Source organism: Hymenobacter lapidarius, assembly GCF_001816145.1.
Taxonomy (GTDB): domain Bacteria; phylum Bacteroidota; class Bacteroidia; order Cytophagales; family Hymenobacteraceae; genus Hymenobacter; species Hymenobacter lapidarius.
In genome coordinates this window covers 20079-43775 of the sequence record NZ_MDZB01000067.1, presented here as the reverse complement: position 1 = coordinate 43775, position 23697 = coordinate 20079, and the positions used below count along the sequence as shown (strand labels likewise).

18 protein-coding genes are annotated in these 23697 nt (G+C 58.4%); 3 read left to right on the top strand and 15 right to left on the bottom strand.

Annotated elements, in window-relative coordinates:
* Positions 1-67: 67 nt before the first annotated feature.
* Positions 68-1099, bottom strand: coding sequence for a pyruvate dehydrogenase (acetyl-transferring) E1 component subunit alpha (gene pdhA / locus BEN47_RS03505; RefSeq protein WP_070725235.1), 1032 nt, complete (start codon positions 1097-1099; stop codon positions 68-70).
* A 221-nt stretch (positions 1100-1320) separates the two neighbouring features.
* On the opposite strand from pdhA, the gene recF reads away from it, so the two are divergent.
* Together recF and BEN47_RS03495 are read left to right on the top strand one after the other, a co-directional pair.
* Positions 1321-2433 (top strand): DNA replication/repair protein RecF, encoded by a 1113-nt coding sequence (gene recF, locus BEN47_RS03500; RefSeq protein ID WP_070725155.1) that lies wholly within the window; start codon positions 1321-1323, stop codon positions 2431-2433.
* Positions 2434-2502: 69 nt separating this feature from the next.
* Positions 2503-2814 carry a DciA family protein gene (locus tag BEN47_RS03495; RefSeq protein ID WP_070725153.1) on the top strand — a complete coding sequence of 104 codons (312 nt, stop codon included), beginning with the start codon at positions 2503-2505 and terminating at the stop codon, positions 2812-2814.
* A gap of 600 nt (positions 2815-3414) precedes the next feature.
* On the opposite strand, the gene BEN47_RS20070 is transcribed toward BEN47_RS03495, so the two are convergent.
* Positions 3415-3801 (bottom strand): helix-turn-helix domain-containing protein, encoded by a 387-nt coding sequence (locus BEN47_RS20070; protein WP_083322074.1) that lies wholly within the window; start codon positions 3799-3801, stop codon positions 3415-3417.
* 281 nt (positions 3802-4082) lie between these two features.
* A complete protein-coding gene (locus tag BEN47_RS03490) occupies positions 4083-4946 on the bottom strand; it encodes a glycerophosphodiester phosphodiesterase family protein (protein ID WP_070725151.1) in 864 nt (287 codons plus the stop codon).
* Between the two features lie 173 nt (positions 4947-5119).
* Between BEN47_RS03490 and BEN47_RS03485 the strand changes: the two genes are divergently transcribed.
* On the top strand, positions 5120-5743 hold the full coding sequence (locus BEN47_RS03485; RefSeq protein WP_070725149.1) for a hypothetical protein: 624 nt from the start codon (positions 5120-5122) through the stop codon (positions 5741-5743).
* Between the two features lie 110 nt (positions 5744-5853).
* Here BEN47_RS03485 and BEN47_RS03480 read toward each other — a convergent pair whose 3' ends face one another.
* The 12 genes from BEN47_RS03480 to BEN47_RS03420 form a co-directional block, all read right to left on the bottom strand.
* Positions 5854-6123 (bottom strand): PLD nuclease N-terminal domain-containing protein, encoded by a 270-nt coding sequence (locus BEN47_RS03480; protein ID WP_070725147.1) that lies wholly within the window; start codon positions 6121-6123, stop codon positions 5854-5856.
* 95 nt (positions 6124-6218) lie between these two features.
* A complete protein-coding gene (locus BEN47_RS03475) occupies positions 6219-6872 on the bottom strand; it encodes a rhomboid family intramembrane serine protease (protein WP_239691491.1) in 654 nt (217 codons plus the stop codon).
* A gap of 92 nt (positions 6873-6964) precedes the next feature.
* Positions 6965-7936, bottom strand: a complete 972-nt coding sequence (locus BEN47_RS03470; RefSeq protein WP_070725142.1) for a polyprenyl synthetase family protein — start codon at positions 7934-7936, stop codon at positions 6965-6967.
* A gap of 250 nt (positions 7937-8186) precedes the next feature.
* Positions 8187-10667: a ribonuclease R gene (gene rnr, locus BEN47_RS03465; RefSeq protein WP_070725139.1), complete on the bottom strand. Its 2481-nt coding sequence runs from the start codon at positions 10665-10667 to the stop codon at positions 8187-8189.
* Between the two features lie 227 nt (positions 10668-10894).
* On the bottom strand, positions 10895-12973 hold the full coding sequence (locus BEN47_RS03460) for an ABC transporter ATP-binding protein (protein WP_070725138.1): 2079 nt from the start codon (positions 12971-12973) through the stop codon (positions 10895-10897).
* Between the two features lie 515 nt (positions 12974-13488).
* Positions 13489-14160 carry a lipoprotein signal peptidase gene (locus BEN47_RS03450; RefSeq protein ID WP_070725134.1) on the bottom strand — a complete coding sequence of 224 codons (672 nt, stop codon included), beginning with the start codon at positions 14158-14160 and terminating at the stop codon, positions 13489-13491.
* 273 nt (positions 14161-14433) lie between these two features.
* The gene (locus tag BEN47_RS03445) at positions 14434-15096 is read right to left on the bottom strand and encodes a lipoprotein signal peptidase (protein WP_070725132.1); all 663 of its coding nucleotides are present in this window, start codon (positions 15094-15096) and stop codon (positions 14434-14436) included.
* Positions 15097-15263: 167 nt separating this feature from the next.
* On the bottom strand, positions 15264-18752 hold the full coding sequence (ileS, locus tag BEN47_RS03440) for an isoleucine--tRNA ligase (RefSeq protein ID WP_070725234.1): 3489 nt from the start codon (positions 18750-18752) through the stop codon (positions 15264-15266).
* A gap of 191 nt (positions 18753-18943) precedes the next feature.
* Entirely contained in the window at positions 18944-21388 is a 2445-nt protein-coding gene (locus tag BEN47_RS03435) for an efflux RND transporter permease subunit (RefSeq protein WP_070725130.1), read from the bottom strand.
* 41 nt (positions 21389-21429) lie between these two features.
* Positions 21430-21765 (bottom strand): DUF5615 family PIN-like protein, encoded by a 336-nt coding sequence (locus BEN47_RS03430; protein ID WP_070725129.1) that lies wholly within the window; start codon positions 21763-21765, stop codon positions 21430-21432.
* 61 nt (positions 21766-21826) lie between these two features.
* Positions 21827-22063: a DUF433 domain-containing protein gene (locus tag BEN47_RS03425; RefSeq protein ID WP_070725126.1), complete on the bottom strand. Its 237-nt coding sequence runs from the start codon at positions 22061-22063 to the stop codon at positions 21827-21829.
* 64 nt (positions 22064-22127) lie between these two features.
* Complete coding sequence (locus BEN47_RS03420) at positions 22128-23630, bottom strand: glycine--tRNA ligase (RefSeq protein ID WP_070725124.1); 1503 nt, start codon at positions 23628-23630, stop codon at positions 22128-22130.
* Positions 23631-23697: the final 67 nt, after the last annotated feature.

The following is a 23697-nucleotide window of genomic DNA, read 5'->3' as shown; positions in this document are numbered from 1 at the left end:
GAAATCAGGATTATTGGCGTCTGCAGAAGCTAGTGCCCAACGGCTGGTAGCTTGTAGCTATTCCAACTTAGTCGTGGATGTAAGGGTAGTCGGCTTGCACGTAAACGTCCTTGTACAATTCGTCGGGCGTGGGGTAAGGTGAGTTCTCGGCAAACTCCACCGACTCGGCTACCTGGGCTTTGATTTTTTCGTCGATGGCTTCGAGGTCGGCCTCGGTGGCCATGTTGTTGGTCAGAATGGTGTGGCGCACGCTTTCGATGGCGTCGCGGTGCCGGTAGTCTTCCAGCTCCTCTTTGGTGCGGTACTTGGCGGGGTCGCTCATGGAGTGGCCCTTGTAGCGGTAGGTTTTGAACTCGAGCAGCGTGGGGCCTTCGCCGGCGCGGGCGCGCTCGGCGGCGCGGGACACGGCCTCGTGCACGTCTTCCACGCGCATGCCGTTCACCGCCTCCGACGGCATGTCGTAGCTCAGGCCAATCTTGTAGAGGTCGTGCACGTTAGAAGTGCGCTCCACCGACGTGCCCATGGCGTAGCCGTTGTTCTCAATCACGAAGATGACCGGGAGCTTCCACAGCATGGCCATGTTGAAGGCTTCGTGCAGGGCGCCCTGGCGCACGGCGCCGTCGCCCATCGAGCAGATACAAAGCTTGCCGGTCTTGTTGTACTTCTCGGCAAAGGCAATGCCCGCCCCCATTGGCACCTGGGCACCCACGATGCCGTGGCCGCCCATGAAGCCCACCTCTTTGTCGAACATGTGCATCGAGCCGCCCTTGCCTTTCGAGCAGCCGGTGGCTTTGGCATACAGTTCAGCCATCACGGCATTGGGCGAGGTACCCAGCGCCAGCGGGTGGGCGTGGTCGCGGTAGGCGGTGATGTACTTGTCGCCTTTTTCCAGCGCCGACACCTGCCCCGCTACGCAAGCCTCCTGGCCAATGTAGAGGTGGCAGAAACCTTTAATCTTCTGCTGGCCGTAGAGCTGGCCGGCCTTGTCCTCGAATTTGCGCATGAGCTGCATTTGCTCATACCACTGCAGATAGGTTTCCTTGGGAAAGGAAGTACCGGCCTTGGCCTGCTTCGACAAGTCGGTGCCGGAAGCGGCCATTTCGGGCGCGTCGGTGCCGGGCAGCACGGGGTCGGGCTGACCGCCGGTAGCGGCCGCTTTGCTCTTGGCTTTGCCGTTGGTCGCAGGTACTGCGCCCTTGGTTGCCGTCGATTTTTTAGAAGCAGCTTTTACTTTCGTATCTGCCATAGCTCGTTAAAGGAAAATAACATTTCGCGTTGGGAGGGCGAAATTACGTAAAAGTGCTGGCAATACCGAACCTTATGACCCTTGACTCCCTGCAGCTGCTTTTTTTTAAAAATTACGACGACGCGGCGCTGCGTTTATCTCCCGGCCTGAACTGCTTCATCGGCGACAACGGCAGCGGAAAAACCAACTTGCTGGATGCCATTCACTATTTGTCGCTGACTAAGAGCGCAATAACTGCCTCGGACGCCCTTTGCATAAAGCAAGGTGCTGATTTCTTTGTAGTTAAGGGCAATTTCTCTTCAGGTTCCGATTCCGAACCGGAAACCATTCAGGTGAGCCTACGCCTGGGCCAGAAAAAGACGCTCACTCATAACAAGCAGCCGTACGAGCGCATGGCCGACCACATCGGCAAGTACCCCGCCGTACTCATCTCGCCCTACGACACGGACCTGATTCGGCAGGGCAGTGAGGACCGCCGCAAATATTTCGATAGCCTGATGGCGCAGCTCGACCACGAATTCCTGGAGCTGCTCATCTCCTACAACGCCCTGCTCCGCCAGCGCAACGCCGTGCTTAAGCAGGGCGAACGCCCCAGCCATGGTTTTGACCGCGACTACTTATTGGCGCTTGATGAGCAGCTGGCTCCCATCGGCACCCAGCTAACTGTTCTGCGTGAAGCCTTCCTGGCTGGGTACGTTCCCCTGTTCCAACGCCACTACCAGCAGCTGGCCGATGGCCGCGAAGCCGTTACCCTAACGTATAAGAGCCAGCTCCCCGGGGCTGATTTTGCTCAACTCCTTCGAAATAATGAACGCCGCGATTTCGCCCTTCAGCGCAGCACCACTGGTTCCCACCGCGACGATTTCGTATTCTTGATGGATGAGCAACCAGTGAAAAGCCACGCTTCTCAGGGCCAGCAAAAGTCCTTTGCCATTGCCCTCAAGCTGGCCCAGTTCGAGATGCTCGCGGCTATCCAACACCACAAGCCCCTGCTCCTGCTCGACGACATCTTCGACCGCCTCGACGACAAGCGCATTGCCCGGCTGCTGGAATTGGTAGCCAATGAAACCTTCGGCCAGGTTTTCCTCACTGATACCAACCTGGAACGAACCGACCAGGCGCTGGCACGGGTAACCATTCCCATCCTCCGGTTTCGGGTGCAGGATGGAACCGTAGCGCCGGTTTAGCCGCTGCGCAGCGCTACCTTTGCAGCACCAAAAGCAGGATGTTCTGCCTGCTCCTTTTGGTCTGTCTGCATGGTAAAAAAGCCCTCATCCCCTTCTCGCTCCGGCGACATTTCCCTCAAGGAGGGGCTTGAGGCATTGGTGCGGACTTACCGCCTCCAGGGCAAGCTTAATGAGGTGACGGTGGTATCGAGTTGGGAGCGGGTCATGGGGAAGGCCGTTGCTCTAAAGACCAAAGAAGTCTACGTTAACCAAGGCAGGCTTTTTGTCCGCCTCACTTCCGCGCCCCTCAAGCACGAGCTACTCATGGCCAAGACCCGAGTGGCTGAGCTCATCAACGCTGAGGTCGGCGAAACAGTCATTAAAGAAGTCATTTTCCTGTAGGCTGCTTAGCTTTCATCGCTTGCCCTACCCCCAGATTTGGGAATTTTTGCGCAGCTGCTTTGCTCTTGCCCTGCATGTCCTGCGCCTTGGTGGCGTATTCAGGCTACAACGTTTTCTTATTTAAGAGAATCATTCGGTGTGTAGCAATTGGCAGAGGTGGCAGCACCCTGCTTCTGCCGCAATTGGAAGTCCTGCTCTGCGGCTACTTGGCTTAGTGCGCACTCACTTTCACTGTGTACTTAGGCCTATCCCGCAAGTGGAGAAAACCACCTCCTCCGAGCAGAGCCAGTCGTTCCGCAGGTTAGCTGCTTCACATAACAGTTCTTATTCGGGCAGGCTTATAAGGCCTACGCGCCTGGCGCTTGCATCGCCGAATCATAGGAACCCAAAGTACGCACCCTACCTAAGTACCACAATACGTTCGGCGGCGACAGCATGCTTTATTGGGCTTGTCCTTATAAACCCAATTAGACTCTGCTCTTCGTTTTTTTGAATTTCGACAAGACATCGAAATCGCCTTTCACACGTGAATAGTCGCCCTTTTCGCGGTGAAACTCTAGCCAACCCGTGAACAAAAATGTTTCACGTGGAACATTTTTGTCACTTAGGACCATACACTTTTAGCAGGAGCTCATTGTAGGACTCCAAAAGGGCTATGTACTTGGACTGAAGCACTAAAAGCTGCTTAGATGAGTCAGATTCGATGTTTGAGGGAAATGTTACACGAGGTGTAACACTACTTGTAACAATAGGTTTAACACCAGTTGGTACAAATGGAAGAGACGATTGCTGAACAACTGTAAAGTCATTTGAAAAGTCGTGATTAATAATCTCGCCTATTCTTTTTACGAAGTTGTAATCAATTGTTTCCTCTTTGAATTTACGATAGATTGTTGGACGTGTAATGCCCAGTTCCTCTACGATACGCGTAATGGAAATGCCGCTGTTTTTGATGGCTTCCTGAAGGATTTCCCCTTGATGTGGCATAATGAACGCAGTGTGTAACGCTTATGCAAATATGTACAGTGTTCATCAATTAAACAAATTTGGTGTTGTTTTTAGGTTACATAATTATAGCATTACAGTATAATGTAAAACATATTTTACGTAAGTACAATGTATAATTTATGTATCATTACTGTGTTACATATTTTATTTGTAACTCTTTTTTAGCATTGTGTTACAAAAAGAAAAAGGCGTGCTGAATACAGCAGGCCAAGATTAGGAGGCATATATAACTGTTTGTACCACGCAGGGAATTCCGTTTGCTAAGCAGGAAGCAGTGAGAGCAACCGGTCCGGGTAATCGGTTGTCATGCCGTCCACGCCCAAAGCCAGCAGGCGTAGCATATCGGCAGGGTCGTTTACAGTCCAGGGCACTAAGCGGAGGCTGGGAAACTCTCTCCGCAAAGCATGAACGGCGGCGGGAGTTATGGTCGCTGCATTGGGGCCAAAAGTGGTGGGAAGGTAGCCGAGTTGGTGCAGGCTTGATGCCCACGGCAACTGGTCTTCGACCAGGAAGCAAGTGGCTAAATCAGGCTGTAGGCGGTGGGCCAGTTGGAGGATGCGCGCATCAAAACACAGCAGTGTAGTACGCTCCAAAACCTCGGCTGCGGCAAGCTCGGCCAGCACCAGGGCAAGAAATTCAGGTGGTGGCGGGTGGGACAGGCTGTCTCCCGCTGGGCTGGATTTTATCTCGACGGAGTATTTGGCAGGCGGCCGGCCGAGGCGGAGTGTGGCGCTTTCCAAGGCAGAAAACACCTCGCTCAGCAGAGGTTTATGGGCAGGCTGAGAGACCTGCTCCGGGAAGCTGGGGTGACGAAGCTGGCCGCAGTTGCAACGTCGGATGGTGGCGTAGGGCAGCTGGTATAAGTTGTAGTTCCGACCATCAGCCAACGGGATGGATTCGCCAGTGGGGTCGAGGCAAATGAGCGGGTTGAGCCAGGGTTCGTGGGATACGACGACTTGTTTATCGGCCGAGATGACGACGTCTAGTTCGATAACATCGACCCCTAGTGACAGGGCGTGCAGGAAGGCAGGCAAGGTGTTTTCGGGGCGCAGGCCGCGACATCCGCGGTGGCCGTGCACTTCCGGGTGCGAAGGCGCAGGGAGGTTATTGGAGGGGGGAAGCATGGCGCAAGGATAAGGCTTCAAAAGGCAACAAATACGCCCCACCCCTATGGTATGCCCGGACTTATTGCCGCTTTCTATCAATCAGCAACTGGAGGCAGGATGCCATACGACAGCACCGTCTAAACCCAAGGTTTGAAGTAATTTTGTGGCTCAACTTTATTGCTTAGGCATCCATGAAAAAACTACTATTGCTTGTATTGCTGATAGCCCTGGGGGCCGGGGGATACTACTACTACCGGAGCGTGAAGAACGGGCCAGAAGGCGCGCTGGTGATGGCGGCGGCGGCCGTGCAGTCGCACGACATGGCCGCATTTAAGAAGTACGTGGACGTGAGCAGCGTGACCAGCCACTTGATGGACGACGTGGCCCAGCAGGGCTCGGCGCTAGCGTCGCTGGTGCCGGGCGGTGGGATGATGATGGGCGGGGCATTGCGAATGCTGAAGCCGGCCCTGGCCAAAGCGGCTCACAAAGAGGTGGAGCGCTACGTGGAGACGGGCTCGCTACAAGCGGCGGCTGAGGCAGCACCGAAGCGCGTGATGAACCTCTCGCTGACCGGGCTGGCCAGCCGCGTGGTGAGCGCCGACAGCGAGTTTAAAGGCATCAAGTACAGCCGCGAGGAAGGCGACAATGCTTACGTGGGCCTGGAAGTATCGCAGCCCAAGTACGACACCACGATGGTGGTGGAAGTGAAGCTGCGCCGCCTGGGCGACCATTGGCAGATGACCCAGATTACGAACAGCGGCGAACTGCTGCGCGGCGTGGCGCGGCTCGAAAAAAAGCGGCTGCTCAATCAATAGAAAGAGTCTGCCTAGTGCTTGGGCTGCAGTGCCAACCCGTAACTTCAACCCAGCAAAAAGCCCCGGCCAAGTGACTGGCCGGGGCTTTTTATTGGTATTCTTTTGAGCGATTACTTCCGACCTGAAAACAGGAAGTAGATAATAGAACCGCCAAAGGGGAAGAACCAGATGATGGCACCCCAAATAAACTTTTTGGTGAGGCTCCAGTCCTGCTTGAGCAGGCTAACCAAGGCTGCAATGGCCATGATGACGTAAAGCACGCCAAAGATGGAAAGGCTACCGTTGTCATTGCGACCATCACAGGAAGTGAACAGTAGCATCAAAGGGAGCATCAGAGCCGCGAGCGGCAAACGCGAAGTGAAGTGACGAAGGGTTGTCATGGTGAAAGGGTCAAATGAAAGAAACAACTTGCCCCAAATACGCAGCGCCCTGAAAATAGATATAATAAAGCAGATTCAATAACACAAAGTATTGATTATGAAAGCTTTGACTGAATAAACATGCTTATCTGGCTGACAAACTCTGGGGCGGCAGCAGGCATGAGGGCCAGCAGCAATACCACGCCGTAGAGCGCGCCGTAGAAGTGGGCGTCGTGGTTGATGTTGTCGCCCCGGCGGCGGCCCATGTACCAGGAATAGGCCAGGTAGAGGATGCCGAACACGAAGGGCTGAATGGGAATCGGGATGGGGAAGATGATGATGCCGCCGCCGTTGTTGTTCACCGGGAACAGCAGGATGCTGGCAAACAGCACCGACGATACGCCGCCCGAAGCGCCGAGGCTGCGGTAGCCGGGGTCGTTGCGGTGGCGGAAGTAGGTGGGCAAATCGGAGATGATGATGCCGCCCAGGTAAAGCAGCAGAAACAGGCCGAGGCCCGCGCCCTCGCCGTAGCCCTCCACCAGCGTGCGGAGCACCACCGGACCGAAGGAGTAGAAGGCAAACATGTTGAAGAGTAGGTGGGCCCAGTCGGCGTGCAGGAAGCCGGAGGTGAGCAGGCGGTGCCACTGGCCGCCGGAGCGGGCCATGCGGTAGGGCTCCAGTATCCAGGCGTTCATGAGCTCGTCTTTCGACCAGGCGTAGGCGGATATGGCGACCGTGAGGCCGATGAGAATGATAATAGGGTCGAGCACGGAATTGGGGATATAGCACATGCTTCAGCTTGTGCGTAGTGAGGGAGGGCACAAGCGAAAGCATGTGCTACAGGCATAAGTAAACGGGGCGCCTAGCTCTCGCGGTCCATGAGCTGGAGCGCCAGCTCATGCAAGGGCACCTTGCGCTCAACGGACGCTTCTACGCGCTCCAGGTGCTGCAGGGCATCCTGGAAGTAGTCGTTGATAAGCGCCTCCGTCTGCGGGCGTATTTCGAGCTCGTCGTAGATGGCGCGCACGGCCGCTACCTTGGCGTCGGCATCGGTCACGGGCTGGGCCATGAGCTGGCGCAGGATGGTCTGCTGCGCCTCGTTGGCCTGGGCCTGGGCGGTGAGCAGCAGAAAGGTCTTTTTGTTGGCAACGATGTCGCCGCCCACGCGCTTGCCGAAGGTGGCAGCGTCGCCGTACACGTCCAGCAGGTCGTCGCGCAGCTGGAAAGCCAGGCCGATGTCGGTGCCGAACTGACGGAGGTGCTCGGCATCCTCCTCTGTGGCGCCGGCCAGGCGAGCGCCCAGCTCCAAGCAGAAACCCAGGAGAACGGCCGTTTTCAGGCGAATCATGTCCAGGTATTGGGCGATGCTCACCTGGGCTTCGGTCTCGAAATTCATGTCCCACTGCTGGCCCTCGCAGACCTCGGCCGCCGTCTGACCGAAGCGCTGCAGAATGGTGGGCAGCAGCGCCGGCGGCACGTCCAGGAACAACTCGTAGGCGCGCACCAGCATCACGTCGCCCGAGAGGATGGCCACGTTGGGGTTCCACTTTTCGTGCACGGTGGCCTGGCCGCGGCGCAGGGGCGCTTGGTCCATCAGGTCGTCGTGCAGCAGGGTGAAGTTGTGGAAGACTTCGGTGGCCAGAGCGGGCTTGATGATGCCGCCAAGCTCATCGGTGAAGAGGTGGGCGCCGAGCAGCGTGAGCAGCGGGCGGATGCGCTTGCCGCCCAGGCCCATGATGTAGCGGATGGGCGCGTAGAGGGTTTCCGGGGCTTGGCCGTAGTCGAGCTGGGCGAGGGCGGCGGTGATGTTAGCGGGGAAGTCGGCTGGGGTCATAGGTGGTGCAAAGAACGGGCTTACCTGGCATTGCGCGGGCGAACCCACGCGGGCAAACCTCACCCCTGCCGGGCACGGCCCCACCCCCTCTCCAAAAGAGAGGGGAGCCGAGAGGCATTAGAGTGGGAGGTTTGGTTTTGCTGGCATTAACAAAAAAGTCCCGACTCTGGGTTGAGTCGGGACTTTAGAAATCATGAGGCTCCCCTCTCTTTTGGAGAGGGGCCGGGGCCGTGCCCGGCAAGGGTGAGGTTTACCGGCGCTTGCCCTTAAAGCCGCCCTTACTTCCGCCCTTGCCGCCGCTGTGGTCGCGGTAGCCGCGGGGCTCGCTGCCGCGCTGCTTACGCTCGTCGGCTTCGCGCTTTTTCACGTCGTCGGGGCGGTCGTCGACCAGCTCGAAGTCGATGGTGCGGTCGAGCAGGTTGGCGGATTTTACGACCACCATCATCTCGTCGCCGAACTGGATGATGCGCTTGTTGTTCTTGCCAACAATGCGGTAATTGTCCTTGTCGAGCTCGTAGAAGTCGCCGGGAATGTCGCTGATGCGGACCATGCCTTCGCACTTGTTCTCCTCGATTTCAATGTACATGCCGCGCTCCGTCAGGCCCGACACCACACCCTTGAACGTGTTGCCGATTTCATCGGCCATGAACTCCACCTGCTTGAACTTGATGCTGGCGCGCTCGGCGTTGGCCGCGAGTTTTTCGCGGGCCGAGGAGTGCTTGCACTCTTCCTCCACAGGGTCGATGGGCACGTTCTTGCCGCCCAGCAGGTAGTGCTCCAACAGGCGGTGAGCCATCATGTCGGGGTAGCGGCGGATGGGCGAGGTGAAGTGCGAGTAGTGGTCGAAGGCCAAGCCGAAGTGGCCCAGCGGCTCGGTGCTGTAAATGGCCTTGGCCATGGTCCGAATGGCCAGGCCCTGCAGCACGTTCTGCTCGGGCTTGCCCATCACCTCGGAGCTGAGGTTGTTGAGCTCGGTGCTGATTTTTTTCGGGTTTTCCAGCTTCAGCTTGTAGCCGAATTTCTGGGCGAAGAGGGCGAAGGTCTGGAGGCGTTCGGGCTCGGGCGCGTCGTGGGTGCGGTACACCATGGTGAAGCGCGGCTTGGTCTTTTTGAGGTTGAACACGAACTCGGCCACCTTGCGGTTGGCCAGCAGCATGAACTCCTCAATCATCTTGTGCGCGTCCTTGCGCTCCTTCACGTACACGCCCAGGGGCTTGCCGGCTTCGTCCAGGCGGAACTTCACCTCCTGCGTTTCGAAGGTGATGGCCCCCTGCTTGAAGCGCTGGGCGCAGATTTTGTGCGCCATGTCGTTCATCACGTTGATGTGCTCGGCATGGTCGCCGGCTTTGCTCTCGATGCGCTCCTGCGCCTCCTCGTAGCTGAAGCGGCGGTCGGAGTGAATGATGGTTTTGCCAAACCACGACTCGTAGAGCTTGCCGTCTTCGTCCAGCTCAAACACGGCCGAGAACGTCAGCTTGTCCTCGTGGGGCCGCAGCGAGCACAGGCCGTTGCTCAGGCGCTCGGGCAGCATGGGAATCACGCGGTCGACGAGGTACACCGACGTAGCGCGGTGCTTGCCCTCGCGCTCCAGCTCGGTGCCGGGGCGCACGTAGTGGGTCACGTCGGCGATGTGCACGCCGATTTCCCAATGACCGTTTTCCAGCTTCTCAATGCTCAAGGCGTCGTCGAAGTCCTTGGCGTCGGCCGGGTCGATGGTGAAGGTGGTGACGTTGCGGAAGTCGCGGCGGCGGGCAATTTCGTCCTCCGAAATTACCTCGCTGATGCCTTCGGACTCGGTCTGCACTTCCTCCGGGAATTCAAACGGCAAGCCGAACTCGGCCATGATGGCGTTTATCTCGGCCTCGTTGCCGCCGGCCTGCCCGAAGTTGCGGACGACCTCGCCGGTCGGCTGCCGGTTCGGGTCGGTCGGGAACTCAGTGATGCGAACCAGCACCTTGTCGCCGTTGCGCGACTCGTGCAGCAGATGCGGCGGCACAAACACGTCGAAATACACCTTGCGGTTGTCGGCCTTCACGAAGCCCAGCGTGCCCTGAATCTGGATGCGGCCCACCACTTCGGGGCGCACGCGCTTGAGCACTTCCACCACGTCGCCCATCGGGCGGCCGTCGCGGGAGCCACTGCGCAATCGCACCCGCACCACGTCGCCCTGCAGGGCAAACTTGAGCTGGTCGGTGAACACGCGAATGTCGTCGCCACCATCGACGCCCTCGGGCACCACAAAGGCGAAGTTGGGCGTGGCCAAATCCACGGTGCCGATGATGGTGTTAGACGGCGCGCGCTCGGGACGGTCGTCGCCGTCCACGTAGTCAAAGCCGGCCGCGCGACGGCGGTGCACAATGGGGTCTTGGCCAAACTGCGCCTGCACCGAGCGGTTGCGGGGCGGCTCCACCGGCGGGCTGGCTTTTTTGGTCGGTTTGCGGGCGTTAGAAGGCATGAGGGCCGTAGTCACCGCTTCGGTATCAGCCAGCCGGTATTCGTCGTTCTGCAGCAGCGTAATGAGACCCTGCTTGCGCAGCACCTTGATGTGGGCGAAGATTTCCTCGCGCTGGCCCTTGGTCGTGACGCCGAGACGGCGCGAGAGCTGCCGATAGGCGAGGACTTTGGTGGGGTTTTCGGTGAAGGCGCTCAGCACCTGTTCCTGGCTGATGGCCGTTGGTTCGGACTTTTCGCGCTTGGCGCGGGGAGCCTTGGGGTTTTCGGGGGTATTCATGTAAAAAAGCGGCCGCCGAAAAGTTGATTGGTCGCAGGCGGCGAGAGCGGAAAAATGAGGTTGGCGGCGGGGCCGCGCCACTTAGTGAAACGCGAGCCGGGCCGGGAGGTTGTAGCGCAGGCTTCAGCTTGCGCATTTGGTAATATTAGAAAAGCCGAAGCCGGGCCTCCCTGGAGCGGGCGCATCGGGTTGAAGCCCGTGGCTCGGGGCGCAAGCTAAAGCCTGCGCTACAATCTTGAAGCCACGGCGGCTTCGATGTCGGCCAGACTATCCTTGGGAATAGCGGCCAGCAGGCCCTGGGTGTATGGGTGCTGCGGGTTGGCGTAGATAGCCGCAGCCGGGCCGCTCTCCACGATGCGGCCCTGGTGCATGACCAGCAGCCGGTCACTCATAAACCGGGCCACCGACAGGTCGTGGGTGATGAATAAATAGGTGATACCGAACTCGCGTTTGAGGTCGTTGAGCAGGTTCAGGACCTGCGCCTGCACCGAGACATCGAGGGCCGAAACCGACTCGTCGCAGACAATCAATTTGGGCTGCAAAGCCAGCGCCCGGGCTATGCAGATGCGCTGCCGCTGCCCGCCGCTGAACTCGTGCGGGTAGCGCTGGAAATGCTCATCGCGCAGCCCCACGGTGCGCAGCAGCTCCAGCACTTTGGCCTTTTGCTGCTGGCGCGTGCCGCCCACGTTATGTACTCGCATGGGTTCCCAAATGGCTTCGCCCACGGTCAGCATCGGGTTCAGCGCGGCGTAGGGGTCCTGGAACACCAGCTGGAATTCGCGCCGACGGCGGCGCAAGTCCCCGCTCGACAGCTTCGCCAAATCGGTGCCTTCAAACAGGATGCTGCCCGCCGTTGGTTCCGTGAGGCGAAGCAGGGCCCGGCCAAGGGTGGTTTTGCCGCAGCCGGATTCGCCCACAAGGCCGATGGTTTCGCCGGGGTAGAGCGTGAAGCTGACGTTGTCGACGGCACGGACGTAATCGGTGACGCGGCGGAAGAAGCCTTTGCGGAGGGGGAAGTAGACTTGGAGGTTCTGGACTTCGAGGAGGGGCGCGGTCCCGTTCACCTCATCCCCCAGCCCCCTCTCCCGCAGAGAGGGAGAGCCTGACGACTGAGTTGGAGTTTGAATCGGAAGATGGGGAGAAGCCAGAGCAGAATCTGAAACAGAAGAATCAGCAGCCGCCGAAGCTTCTTCTGAAACGGCTGCTGGTTCGTCGCGCAGAGCCGGTGCCCCCTCTCCCGTGGAGAGGGGGTCAGGGGGTGAGGTGAACGCCTGCGCGGAACCGCCCACCCGTGGAACATCACCCAAAACGCCATGTTCCACGGGGAACGTTTTGGTGGTACCGGAATTATCCCGTAACTGCTGGGCTTCGATTTCGGGCGAGGAATCCGTAAGTGCCTCATCTTCCAGCGCAACCACGGGCGCGGGCTGGGCGAAAAGCTGCCCGCTGGCGTCCTCACTCATGAAATCGGCCACTACGGGGAGGCGTTTTTTGCCCACCGAGAGGCGCGGACGGCACGCCAAAAGGCCTTTTGTATACGGATGTTGCGGATTTGAAAAAATATCCAGCACCCTCCCCTGCTCCACCACCTTGCCCCGATACATCACCAGAATGCGGTCGGCGATTTCGGCCACCACGCCGAGGTCGTGGGTGATGAAGAGGACCGCCGTGTTGCGCTGGCGGCGCAGGTCGTCGATGAGGCGCAGCATCTGGGCCTGCACCGTCACGTCGAGGGCCGTGGTGGGCTCGTCGGCGATGAGCAGGGCCGGGCGGCACGCCATAGCCATGGCAATCATGACGCGCTGCTTCTGGCCGCCCGAGATTTCGTGCGGGTAGCTGCCGAAGATGCTTTCGGGGCGCGGCAACTGCGCCTCGCTGAACAGCTCGATGGTGCGGGCCTTTGCGGCGGGCGCGCTGAGGTCGGTATGCAGGCGCAGGGCTTCCACCACCTGGCTGCCGCAGGTGTACACGGGGTTCAGCGAGGTCATCGGCTCCTGGAAAATCATGCCGATGTCGTTGCCGCGCACCTGGCGCAGGTCGGTTTCGGAGAGTTTCAGCAGGTCGGTTTCGCCCAGTTTTTCGGATTGGAAGAGGGCCTGGCCGCTGGCAATGCGGCCGGGTGGCATCGGAATGAGTCCGAGCAGCGCCAGCGAGGTTACGGATTTGCCCGAGCCGGATTCGCCCACAATGGCCAGCGTTTCGCCCCGGTGCAACTCAAACGACACGTTGTCCACGGCCCGCACGTCGCCGCGGTGGCTGGAGAAATCAATGGTGAGGTTGGAAACGGAGAGCAGCGGGTTGGGCACGGAGGGAATCTAGGGTTTCGGAAATGTTTGAGCGGCGTATCTATCGTTGCAAAGAATCAACAACGACGCTTCCAATTATGCCCACTGCCAAAGCTGAAAACAAGTAAATCATTGTGCTTTTTGACCTGTTGGCGAATGCTGCAAATTCTTGATTTGTGTAGAGACGCGGGTAATATTTCTTGCTTGGGGAGAATGAAGAATAGCCCAGAAAAGAAGTGTAATTGTCCAGAAGCTCTAGAAACTCATGTTCTGACAGTTCTCTGCCCCTGCTTAAACTTATGTATTTGATGAGCTGCTTAACTCGGTATTTGTTATAGATGACGAGGGCAAAGGTGTGAGTGAACCAAATGCTAAGCAGAAAAAGGGTAAGCGTCTGCATGTATGTAAAACGTGGTTTTTATTAAGCAAGAACGTCATGCTGAGCGAAGTCGAAGCATCTCTACCACAGATTGAATAGGATTAGTCACGCGATAGAGATGCTTGACTTCGCTCAGCATGACGGCCTACCTCCCCTACTACGCCAGCTTCTCAGCGTCTGGCACGACTAAGGGCGCGCTTTCGTGGTGCGGGGCGGCTACCGGCTGCGATTCGTTAAAAAAGCGGCTCTGGTTGAGCAGAATCAAGGCTACGCCGATGAAGATGGACGAGTCGGCGATGTTGAAGATGGGGAAGCCGCTACTGTAGCTGCCGCCGATAAGGGGCCAGGATTCGGGGAAATACCCCACGTACAGCGGCACGAAAATCATGTCGATGACCTGGCCGTAGAACCAGCGCGTGGGCGAACCCAACGGGGCATTATCGTAGATGACGCCGTAGAAAATCGAGTCGATGAGGTTGCCCAGCGCCCCGCCGAGGATGAGGGCCATGCAGGCAATGTAACCGGCTGCCACACGCTGCCGGCAGAGGCGGATGATGTAGTAAATCAGCCCCACCACGGCCACGCTGCGGAAAGCCGTGAGCACCAGCTTGCCGTATGGGGCGGGCAACTCGGCCCCGAAGGCCATGCCGGGGTTCAGCGTGTAATTCAGCTTGGCAAACTGGCCGAGCACGGGGATTTCGCCAGCCGAACCGGGCTGCATATAGGTGTGCACGGCCCATTTCGAGAGCTGGTCGAGCGCAATGATAATGAGGGCCAGCAGGAAGAATTTGAGGGCGGAATGCGGGCGGGAAGCAGTAATTGGGTGCATTGCGGAGCGAGTTGGGGCTGCAAAGAACGGCAAGAAGTGTCGCCCTCCACGTTCACCTCACCCCCTGCCCCCCTCTCCCGCGGAGAGGGGATACCGGTCTTGCTTCTGACGAACTCCAGAGCGTAAAAAAAGCCTAGCGCAATGCGCCAGGCCCTTTTTTACGCTTGGTCCGAACCGGTGTCCTCTCTCCGCGGGAGAGGGGGTCAGGGGGTGAGGTTGACGCGGAGGGCGACCGGCTCACGCGCAGACTCGCAGAGTCCACGGTACAGCCCGCTACGCCAGATTTTCTGAATCATGAGCTACCAGCGGCTCGCCGGGGGCAGTCATCGGCTCTTCCTGCTTGAAAAAACGGCTCTGATTGAGCAGAATCAAGGCCACGCCGACGAAAATGGAGGCGTCAGCTATGTTGAAGATGGGCCAGAGCGAAACGTACTTCCCTCCCAGCAGCGGCCAGTTTTGGGGCAGGAAGCCTTCGTAGATATCCACGTAGAGCATGTCAATCACCTGGCCGTAGAACCAGCGCGTGGGCGAGGCAAAAGGGGCATTGCTGTAGACGATGCCGTAGAAAATCGAGTCAATCAGGTTGCCCACGGCACCGCCCATAATCAGGGCCATGCAGGCGATGTAGCCGCCCGAAGCGCGCTGCTTGCAGAGGCGAATAATGTAGTAGCTCAGGCCAAAGACGGCCACCAGGCGAAAAGCCGTCAGCACCAGCTTGCCGTAGGGCGCCGGCAGCTCGGCCCCAAACGCCATGCCCGGATTCAGCGTGTAGTGCAGCTTGAACCAGTTGCCGAAAACGGGGATTTCGCCCGCCATGCCGGGCTGCATGTAAGCGTGCACGGCCCACTTCGAGAGTTGGTCGATGATAATAATGAGCAGAGCCAGCAGGAAGAATTTAGCGGCGGATTGCTGGCGATTGGAGAGGGTTGGGTGCATTCAGGCGGTGCCGAAAATGGCAGTAGCGGCGGATGATATTATTATCGCTTTTTTATACCTTTTATAACTGATTATCTGAGGTTTTATACGGCCAAAGACGAGCTTATTAGGTGTTTGTGCGGCTGAGGACTCGCTGGAGTTTTGCGGCTCCAACGAGTCACTCATTATCAACTAGTTGCGACCTCCAATAGAACCAGCACGGAGTAGTCGTCAAATTCGAGCACCGAGCCGCCGCTCACATCGGCGGCGAAGGTGAGGGCGAGGGCCTGCGTTTCGGTGCGGATGTAGTCGCCGAACGCGGCTACGGCGGCGGTGAGCTCAGGCTGCTGGTCGGCCAGCGTGACGCGGATTTTGTCCTGCACTTCCAGGCCCGAGTCTTTGCGCAGGTTCTGGAGGCGGTTCACGAGCTCGCGGGCCAGGCCTTCCTGGCGCAGCTCGTCGGTCAGGGTCACGTCGAGAGCCACGGTGAGAGGGCCGTCGGTGGCTACGAGCCAGCCGGGCAGGTCGTCGGTTCGAATTTCCACATCGTCGGGGGCCAGGGTAATGGGCTGGCCATCAACCTCCACGGCGAGGCTTCCCTCCTTCTCCAGCTTGGAGATTTCGGCGGCCGTCATGGCCTGGATGCGGGCACCCACGGCCTTCAGACGCGGGCCGTATTGCTGGCCGAGGCGCTTGAAATTGGGCTTCACCGACTTCACCAGCACACCGCTTTCGCTGGAATCATCCAGGAATTCGACGTGCTTCACGTTGATTTCGGCGCAAATCAAGTCCTCCACGAGGCCGACTTGCTCCTTGGTCGTGTCGTTCAGCACCGGCACTAGGATGCGTTGCAGGGGCTGGCGCACCTTCAGCACCGACTTTTTGCGCAGCGAGTGGGCCAGCGAGCTGATGCGTTGGGCCAGCTCCATGCGCTCTTCCAGCTTGGGGTCGATGCGGGTGGCATCGGCTTCCACCAGCAGCGTTAGGTGCACGGATTCGGGGGAGTTAAGAGTTAAGAGTTGAGAGTTAAGAGTTGTGGAATTTTCAACTCCTAACTCTTCACTTTTAACTCTAAACTCACCAAAGGTCAGGTTGCGGTACAGCCACTCAGCGAAGAAGGGCGCGATGGGCGACATGAGCTGCGCCACGGTTTGCAAGCACTCGTTTAGGGTCTCGAAGGCGGCGCGTTTATCGGTCGTCAATTCGCCTTTCCAGAAGCGGCGGCGCGAGAGACGCACGTACCAGTTCGAGAGCTGGTCGGTCACGAAATCCTGGATGGCGCGGGCGGCTTTCGTGGGGTCGTAGCTATCCAGGTGGCCGCGCACTTCGGCAATCAGCGACTGCAGTTTGCTCAGAATCCAGCGGTCCAGCTCGCTCAGGTCGGCGTGCGGGACGCGGGATTTCTCGTTCATTTCGAACGCATCCAAATTCGCGTAAAGCGCATAGAATGAGTACGTATTGAAGAGCGTGCTGAAGAAACGGCGCTGCACTTCGGTCACGCCGGCCGGGTCAAATTTGAGGTTGTCCCACGGTGGCGCGTTGGCGATGAGGTACCAGCGGGTAGCATCGGGTCCGAACTGCTTGATGGTGGCAAACGGGTCGACGGCATTGCCGAGGCGCTTGCTCATTTTCTGGCCGTCTTTGGCTAATACCAAGCCGTTGGCAATCACGTTTTTGAAGGCCACTGAGTCTTCCAGCATCACAGCCAAGGCGTGCAGCGTGAAGAACCAGCCGCGGGTTTGGTCCACGCCTTCGGCGATGAAATCGGCGGGGAAATTCTTCTGGAATTTCTCGGCGTTTTCAATCGGATAGTGCCACTGCGCGTAGGGCACGGCTCCGGAGTCGAACCACACGTCGATGAGGTCGGCCTCGCGGTACATAGGCTGGCCGGTGGGGCTGACGAGGAAAATATCGTCCACGTATGGCCGGTGCAGGTCGATTTTCTCGCCGTTGGCGTAGGGGTTGTGGGTCATGATTTCGGCCGCCACGGCCTTGTCAATCTCCACCTTCAGCTCGGCGATGCTGCCGATGCAGATTTCCTCGGTGCGGTCCTGCGTGCGCCAGATGGGCAGCGGCGTGCCCCAGTAGCGCGAGCGACTTAAGTTCCAGTCTACCAAGTTCTCCAGCCAGTTGCCGAAGCGGCCGGTGCCGGTGCTTTCGGGCTTCCAGTTGATGGTTTTGTTGAGCTCGATGAGCCGGTCCTTCACCGCCGTGGTCTTGATAAACCAGGAATCGAGCGGGTAGTAAAGCACGGGTTTGTCGGTGCGCCAGCAGTGTGGGTAGGTGTGCTCGTACTTCTCCACTTTAAAGGCCGTACCGTCGCCCTTCATCTTGATAACAATGCTCTCGTCCAGCGTTTTGTAGTCGGCGCCGGACTCGTCGTGGCCGTCGTAGTTCTTCACCCAACGGCCCGCAAACTCGCCCATTTGGGGCACATAGCGGCCCGTCCGGTCCACGATGGGACCGAGCGTGCCTTCGGCATCCGGCACCATCAGCGCCGGGATATCCGCCAGCTGCGCGGCCCGGAAGTCATCGGCGCCAAACGTGGGCGAGATGTGCACGATGCCGGTGCCGTCCTCTGTGGTCACGAAGTCGCCGTTGATGACCCGGAAAGCCCGCTCCTCCCCTTCGAAATTGGGGAATCCCTCTTTGGTACCGAACAGTCGCTCGTAGTGAATATTGATGAGGTCAGCGCCAGTGAATTCGGCTTCGATTTCCCATGGAATCTGCCTCTCCGGACTTCCCCAATCTGAATAAGTTGATGGGGTAGTCTTACCTTTTTCAGTGAATTCAGAGAAGTAACTCTTTACCCGTGCTTTCGCCAAAACAACCCGGATATACTCCTTCGTGTATGGATTAATGGTACGAACAACGACATACGGAATGTTTTTACCTACCGCTAGTCCAGTATTAGCAGGCAAGGTCCAAGGGGTTGTCGTCCAAGCCAAGATGAATACATCTGTTGGAGAATCGCCATTTGGTCTTTCCCAAACTGGAGCTGCGAAAAGCTTCTCAGAAGCCGCATCCCGCTTCACCTTGAACTGCGCTACTACGGTCGTGTCCTTCACGTCCTTGTAGGTGCCGGGCTGGTTCAGCTCGTGCGACGAAAGGCCAGTGCCTGCCGCCGGCGAGTAGGGCTGAATGGTGTAGCCTTTGTAAAGCAGGCCCTTGTCGTAGAGCCGCTTGAGCAGCGCCCAGCAGCTCTCGATGTACTCGGGCTCGAAGGTCACGTAGGGGTCGTCGAGGTCGACCCAGTAGCCCATTTTCTCGGTCAGGTCGTCCCACTGCGCCTTGAAGCGCATCACGGTTTCCTTGCAGCGCTGGTTGTAGTCGGCAATGCTGATTTTGTGGCCGATGTCCTCCTTCGTGATGCCCAGCTCCTTTTCCACCTGCAGCTCGATGGGCAGGCCGTGGGTGTCCCAGCCACCTTTGCGGGGCACCTGCTTGCCCAGCAGCGTCTGGTAGCGGCAGAAGATGTCCTTCACCGTGCGCGCCATCACGTGGTGGATGCCGGGCGCGCCGTTGGCCGAAGGCGGGCCTTCGTAAAACACGAACGTGGACTGGCCTTCGCGGCTGCTCACGCTCTTTTCAAAGATGCCGTGCTCCTTCCACCAGGCGAGGATGTCCTCGCCGAGCTGACCGTAGTTGAGCGGCTGCTTGTATTCGGGGTATTTCATGAATTGGGTTATTTTCAATTCTTCAGCACGTCATGCTGAATGCAGTCGAAGCATCTCGCCCGCCAGAACCTCACCCCCGGCCCCTCTCCAAAAGAGAGGGGAGACTGACGAGGCAAGAGGCGCGGGCAAGATGCTTCGGCTGCGCTCAGCATGACGTGCTGTTGGGTGGTTTTCAGATAATCCGAGTGTTTTTAAATCTCATAAGTCCCAACGTCGCCTTCCTTTTTCATGCGGGCCAGGTTCAGTTCGGCGTCGTCGTCTTCTTCGTGATAAGACTCGTCGTAGTGGCGAATCAACGCGTTGTTGTCTATCAGGTTGCCTTTGCCGTGGTCGAAGGTGATGAGCATGGCGGGCAGCAAAATCAGGTTGGAGAAGTTGGTGATTAACAACGAAGCCGACATTAACAATCCCAACGCCTTGGTCCCGCCGAATTCGCTGAAGGCGAAGATGCTGAAACCCACAAACAGCACGATGCTGGTGTAAATCATGCTGGTGCCGGCCTCGCTCAGCGTCACCGATACGGCTTCGCGCACGCGGTGGCCGTTGAGGGCCATTTCCTGCCGGAATTTGGCCAGCAGGTGAATGGAATTGTCGCCGTCGATGCCCAGCGCAATTACGAAAATCAGGGCCGTGCTGGGCTTGAGCGGGATGTTGAAAAAGCCCATGATGCCGGCCGTGAGCACCAGCGTCACGGCGTTGGGAATGAGGGCAAACAAGACTGTTTTGAATGACCGGAAGAGCACCAGCACCACCAAACCCACCAGCCCAAAGGCTAGAAACAGGCTTTCGCGCAGGGTGTGAATGATGTATTCGTTGCCCTTGGTGAAGAGGATGGTGGTGCCGGTGGGGCGAATATCCATGCCCGAGCCGTTGAAAATGCGGTTCATCTCAGGCAGGATACGCTTGTTCATCAGCGAATCGAGGTTCTGCGAGCCGATGTCGGCGATTTTGAGGCTGATGCGGGCCCGCTGGCCGGTGCTGTCGGCGAAGGAGCGCAGGAGCTTGCTGTTCATGCCCGCCTCGTTGCCGGCACCCTTGGAGTTGGCCAGGGCGGTGAGGATGTAGGGGCGCTCAGAGTTATCGGGCAGGCGGAAGAACTTCGGGTCGCCGTTGTAGAAGGCCTGGGTGCTGGCCTTGAGGAAGGTAACGAGGCTGACGGGCGGCGACAGCTCCGGCTGGGTGCGCAGAAACTTCTCGAACTGGTCGATTTTTTCCAGGTTCTTAAGCTTCAGCAGGCCGCGCTTTTTGTGGGTATCCACTTCGAATTCCAGCGGCATCACGCCGTTGAAATGGCTTTCGAAGAAGGCCAGGTCGGCGTTAACGGAGCTCTTCTTGGGCAAATCGTCCACCATGTAGGAGACGGATTCGATGCGCGAAATGCCGAAAGCGGCGCCCGCCACCAGCACCAGAGCCGCCACGTACACCGTGGGCCGGCGGTCAAGCACGAGGTGGTCGAAAAACTCCAGCAGCTTGGTGAGAGGCGCGGCATCGAGGTGCTCCAGTTGCTTGGGCGTGGGCGGCGGCAACATGCTGAACACGGCCGGAATCAGAATAAAACTGATGACAAAGGCCGCGAAAATGTTGACCGTGGCCACCAGCCCGAACTGGTACAGAATGGCAATATCGGTGAAGGCAAACACGACGAAGCCCACGGCCGTGGTCGTGTTGTTCATGAGCGTGACGAGGCCGATTTTGCGGATGACTCGCGTCATGGCCAGCATCTGGTTGCCCGATTTTCGGTAGTCGTAGTGGTAGCGCGAGAGCAGATAAGTGCAGTTCGGAATGCCGATAACGACGATAATACTGGGAATCAGGCCCGTGAGTAGGTTGATTTTGAAGCCCAGCAGCACAATGGAGCCGATGCACCACACGACCGTGACGCCCACCACAATGAGCGGAAACACCACCGCCGACCACGTCCGGAAGAATACCAGCAGCGTCAGGCCCGTCACCACCATGGCCAGGATGGTGAAAAACTTCATTTCCGAGGCCACCTTGCTCGTCATCGTGGAGCGCACATAGGGCAGGCCGGCGTAGTGCAGCCGTATGCCCGTTTTCTTCTCAAACTGCGTAGCGAAGCCCAGAATGTTATTCATCACCGCCTGCCGGCGCGACGAGTTCAGGTACTTCGGGTCCATGGTGAGGGCCAGCAGCGTGGCCCCGGTGACGGGGCTGATGAGCTGGCCCTTGTAGAATTCCACGCTGTTCACCACCCGCATCAGGCTGTCCAGCTCGCCCTGGGTGCGGGGCGCCGTGCCGAAAATGGGGGTGGCCCGGAAGCTGTTATTGGCGGTGTCTTTGCTGATGTTCAGCAGCTTGCTTACGCTGAGCACGCCGTTCACGCCTTCTATTCGGGCAAGGGTATCGGTGAGCCGGCGCAGCTCGTTGAAATTGCCCAGCTTGTATACGGAGCTGTCCTGCAGGCCCAGCACCAGCACGTTGCCGTCTTCGCCGAAGGTCTTCTTAAAGTTCTGGAAGTACACCATGTCCGGGTCGTTCGGGCTCACGACCTGGGCGAAGTCGTAGGTCATTTCCACGTCCTTGGCTTTCCAGGCCATGAACACGGTGATGACGGCCAACACCGCAATCAGCGACAGACGAAACCGGATGATGAAATAAGCGAGACGCTCCCACATAAAACCCTGCAAAAAGGCAAAGTTACGTCAAGGGCCCGCCGTCAGAATGATTCCAAGTGCGTGCGGTAGACGCGCACCAGCCGAATGCCCGGCTGTTCCACGGCATTCACCACTTCGGGCCAGACGTTGGATAGCAAAATCCACAGGTCGCGGCGCTTCATGTTGCCCACGCACAGGCGTACCACTTTGGGTGGTGTACCGTTGGCTACCAGCACTTCATAGTCAACGTCTTTGGTGATAACAGTCAGCTTGTGCTCAGCGGCATAAGCCCACACTTTATCGTCGCCCCACTCGTCATTGGGCACCGGCTCATAATCGGCGTTATTCCAAAAGGAGAAGCGGTGAGGTAAGTTGGCGTCAATCATAAATTTAGGCATGAGCCAAAACGTGGAAGTAAGATATGTCCGCTTTACGACATCTATACCCTACCCGTTACCACTAAGCGGCAAACGCCACGAAATTCTGACGTGCTAGATTCTCAGTAGCAAAGTGGAGGCAAGCTTGAATATCAGCCAGTTCCAAGAATGGATAACTCTCCAGTACCTCTGCCGGCGAATCACCGGCAGCCAGAAACTCTAGCACGGTTTGCACCGTCAAGCGCTTCCCCCTAATAGTGGGCTTGCCACCGCACAAATTGGGGTCTACCGTAATTCGGTCGTGGATGTAGTGTAGCATAAGGATGAAATTTGAGCCTGAAATCTCAGAACGGCCAGCGCGTATTAAAGATACAATCCCACGGCTACAGCTGCTCAAAAATCCGGCGGAAGCTCACCGCCTCACCGATGTAGGCGCGCAGCTCCGAAATCGGCATGCGGATTTGCTCGCGCGAGTCGCGGTGGCGCACGGTTACGGTTTCGTCTTCCAGCGTCTGGCCGTCCACCACGATGCAGAAAGGCGTGCCGATGAGGTCCTGGCGGGTGTAGCGCTTGCCGATGGCGTCGCGCTCCTCCAGCACGAGGCGGAAATCGAACTTCAGCGCATCGAAAATTTCTTGGGCCTTCTCGGGCATGCCGTCTTTGCGGACGAGCGGAAAAATGGCCGCCTTCACCGGGGCCAGGGCCGGGTGCAGCTTCAGCACGGTGCGGTTTTTGGTGGTCTGGGCGTCGCCCTCCCCTTCCGTGATGGTTTCCTCCTGGTAGGCGTTGCAGAGCGTGGCCAGGAACAGGCGGTCGGCGCCCACTGAGGTTTCTACCACGAAGGGCACATAGTTGCCGTAGGCTTTGCCGGTGGCAGGGTCAATGTCGGCGTCGAAATACTGCTGCTTTTTGCGGCTCAGGTTCTGGTGCTGGGTCAGGTCGAAGTCGCCGCGCGAGTGGATGCCTTCCATTTCCTTGAAGCCGAAGGGGAATTCGTACTCAATATCGACGGCGGCCTTGGCGTAGTGGGCCAGCTTGTCGTGGTCGTGGAAGCGCAGCTTGGCGGCGGGCAGGCCAATGGCCTCGTGGAAGCGGCGGCGCGAGGCTTTCCAGGTGTCGTACCACTCGCCTTCGGTGCCGGGACGCACGAAAAACTGCATCTCCATCTGCTCAAACTCCCGCATCCGGAAAATGAACTGCCGGGCCACAATCTCATTCCGGAACGCCTTGCCGATTTGGGCAATACCGAAGGGAACCTTCATGCGGGCCGATTTCTGCACGTTCAGGAAGTTCACGAAAATGCCCTGGGCCGTTTCGGGACGCAGGTACACGGGCGGCGCGTCCGAGTCCACGGCCGAGCCTTGCGTGCTGAACATCAGGTTGAACTGACGCACGTCGGTCCAGTTGCCGGTCTTCGACACGGGGCACAGGATTTTTTCGTCCAGGATGAGCTGGCGCACGCCGGCCAGGTCGTTGGCCGTGAGCAAGCGGCCCATCTCGGCGGTGAGGGCGGCACCGCGGGCGGCGTCGCCGGCGTTTTCGTACTCGGCGGCTCGTTCTTCGAGCAGCACGTCGGCGCGGTAGCGCTTCTTGCTGTCGAGGTTGTCAATCAGCGGGTCGTTGAAGCCGGCGATGTGGCCGCTGGCCTCCCAGGTTTGTGGGGCCATGAAAATGGCGGCGTCGATGCCCACCACGTCGGCGTGCAACTGGGTCATGGTTTCCCACCACAGGCGCTTGAGGTTATTTTTCAGCTCCACGCCGTTGGGGCCGTAGTCGTACACGGCGGCCAGGCCATCGTAAATTTCCGATGATTGAAATACGAAGCCGTATTCCTTGGCGTGGGCCACAATATCCTTCAATTGGGTGGTTTCGAGTGCTGGGTTCATGCCCACAAAAGTAGGCCGATGCGGCCCAAGCTGAAACTTGTGCGTACAAGGCGCGAAATCTGACGAG

Excerpts from the sequence above, each read along its gene's own strand:
- pdhA (WP_070725235.1), bottom strand. The coding sequence starts at position 1,099 with ATGGCCGCTTCCGGCACCGACTTGTCGAAGCAGGCCAAGGCCGGTACT.
- recF (WP_070725155.1), top strand. The coding sequence starts at position 1,321 with ATGACCCTTGACTCCCTGCAGCTGCTTTTTTTTAAAAATTACGACGAC.
- BEN47_RS03495 (WP_070725153.1), top strand. The coding sequence starts at position 2,503 with ATGGTAAAAAAGCCCTCATCCCCTTCTCGCTCCGGCGACATTTCCCTC.
- BEN47_RS20070 (WP_083322074.1), bottom strand. The coding sequence starts at position 3,801 with ATGCCACATCAAGGGGAAATCCTTCAGGAAGCCATCAAAAACAGCGGC.
- BEN47_RS03490 (WP_070725151.1), bottom strand. The coding sequence starts at position 4,946 with ATGCTTCCCCCCTCCAATAACCTCCCTGCGCCTTCGCACCCGGAAGTG.
- BEN47_RS03485 (WP_070725149.1), top strand. The coding sequence starts at position 5,120 with ATGAAAAAACTACTATTGCTTGTATTGCTGATAGCCCTGGGGGCCGGG.
- BEN47_RS03480 (WP_070725147.1), bottom strand. The coding sequence starts at position 6,123 with ATGACAACCCTTCGTCACTTCACTTCGCGTTTGCCGCTCGCGGCTCTG.
- BEN47_RS03470 (WP_070725142.1), bottom strand. The coding sequence starts at position 7,936 with ATGACCCCAGCCGACTTCCCCGCTAACATCACCGCCGCCCTCGCCCAG.
- rnr (WP_070725139.1), bottom strand. The coding sequence starts at position 10,667 with ATGAATACCCCCGAAAACCCCAAGGCTCCCCGCGCCAAGCGCGAAAAG.
- BEN47_RS03450 (WP_070725134.1), bottom strand. The coding sequence starts at position 14,160 with ATGCACCCAATTACTGCTTCCCGCCCGCATTCCGCCCTCAAATTCTTC.
- BEN47_RS03445 (WP_070725132.1), bottom strand. The coding sequence starts at position 15,096 with ATGCACCCAACCCTCTCCAATCGCCAGCAATCCGCCGCTAAATTCTTC.
- ileS (WP_070725234.1), bottom strand. The coding sequence starts at position 18,752 with ATGAAATACCCCGAATACAAGCAGCCGCTCAACTACGGTCAGCTCGGC.
- BEN47_RS03435 (WP_070725130.1), bottom strand. The coding sequence starts at position 21,388 with ATGTGGGAGCGTCTCGCTTATTTCATCATCCGGTTTCGTCTGTCGCTG.
- BEN47_RS03430 (WP_070725129.1), bottom strand. The coding sequence starts at position 21,765 with ATGCCTAAATTTATGATTGACGCCAACTTACCTCACCGCTTCTCCTTT.
- BEN47_RS03425 (WP_070725126.1), bottom strand. The coding sequence starts at position 22,063 with ATGCTACACTACATCCACGACCGAATTACGGTAGACCCCAATTTGTGC.
- BEN47_RS03420 (WP_070725124.1), bottom strand. The coding sequence starts at position 23,630 with ATGAACCCAGCACTCGAAACCACCCAATTGAAGGATATTGTGGCCCAC.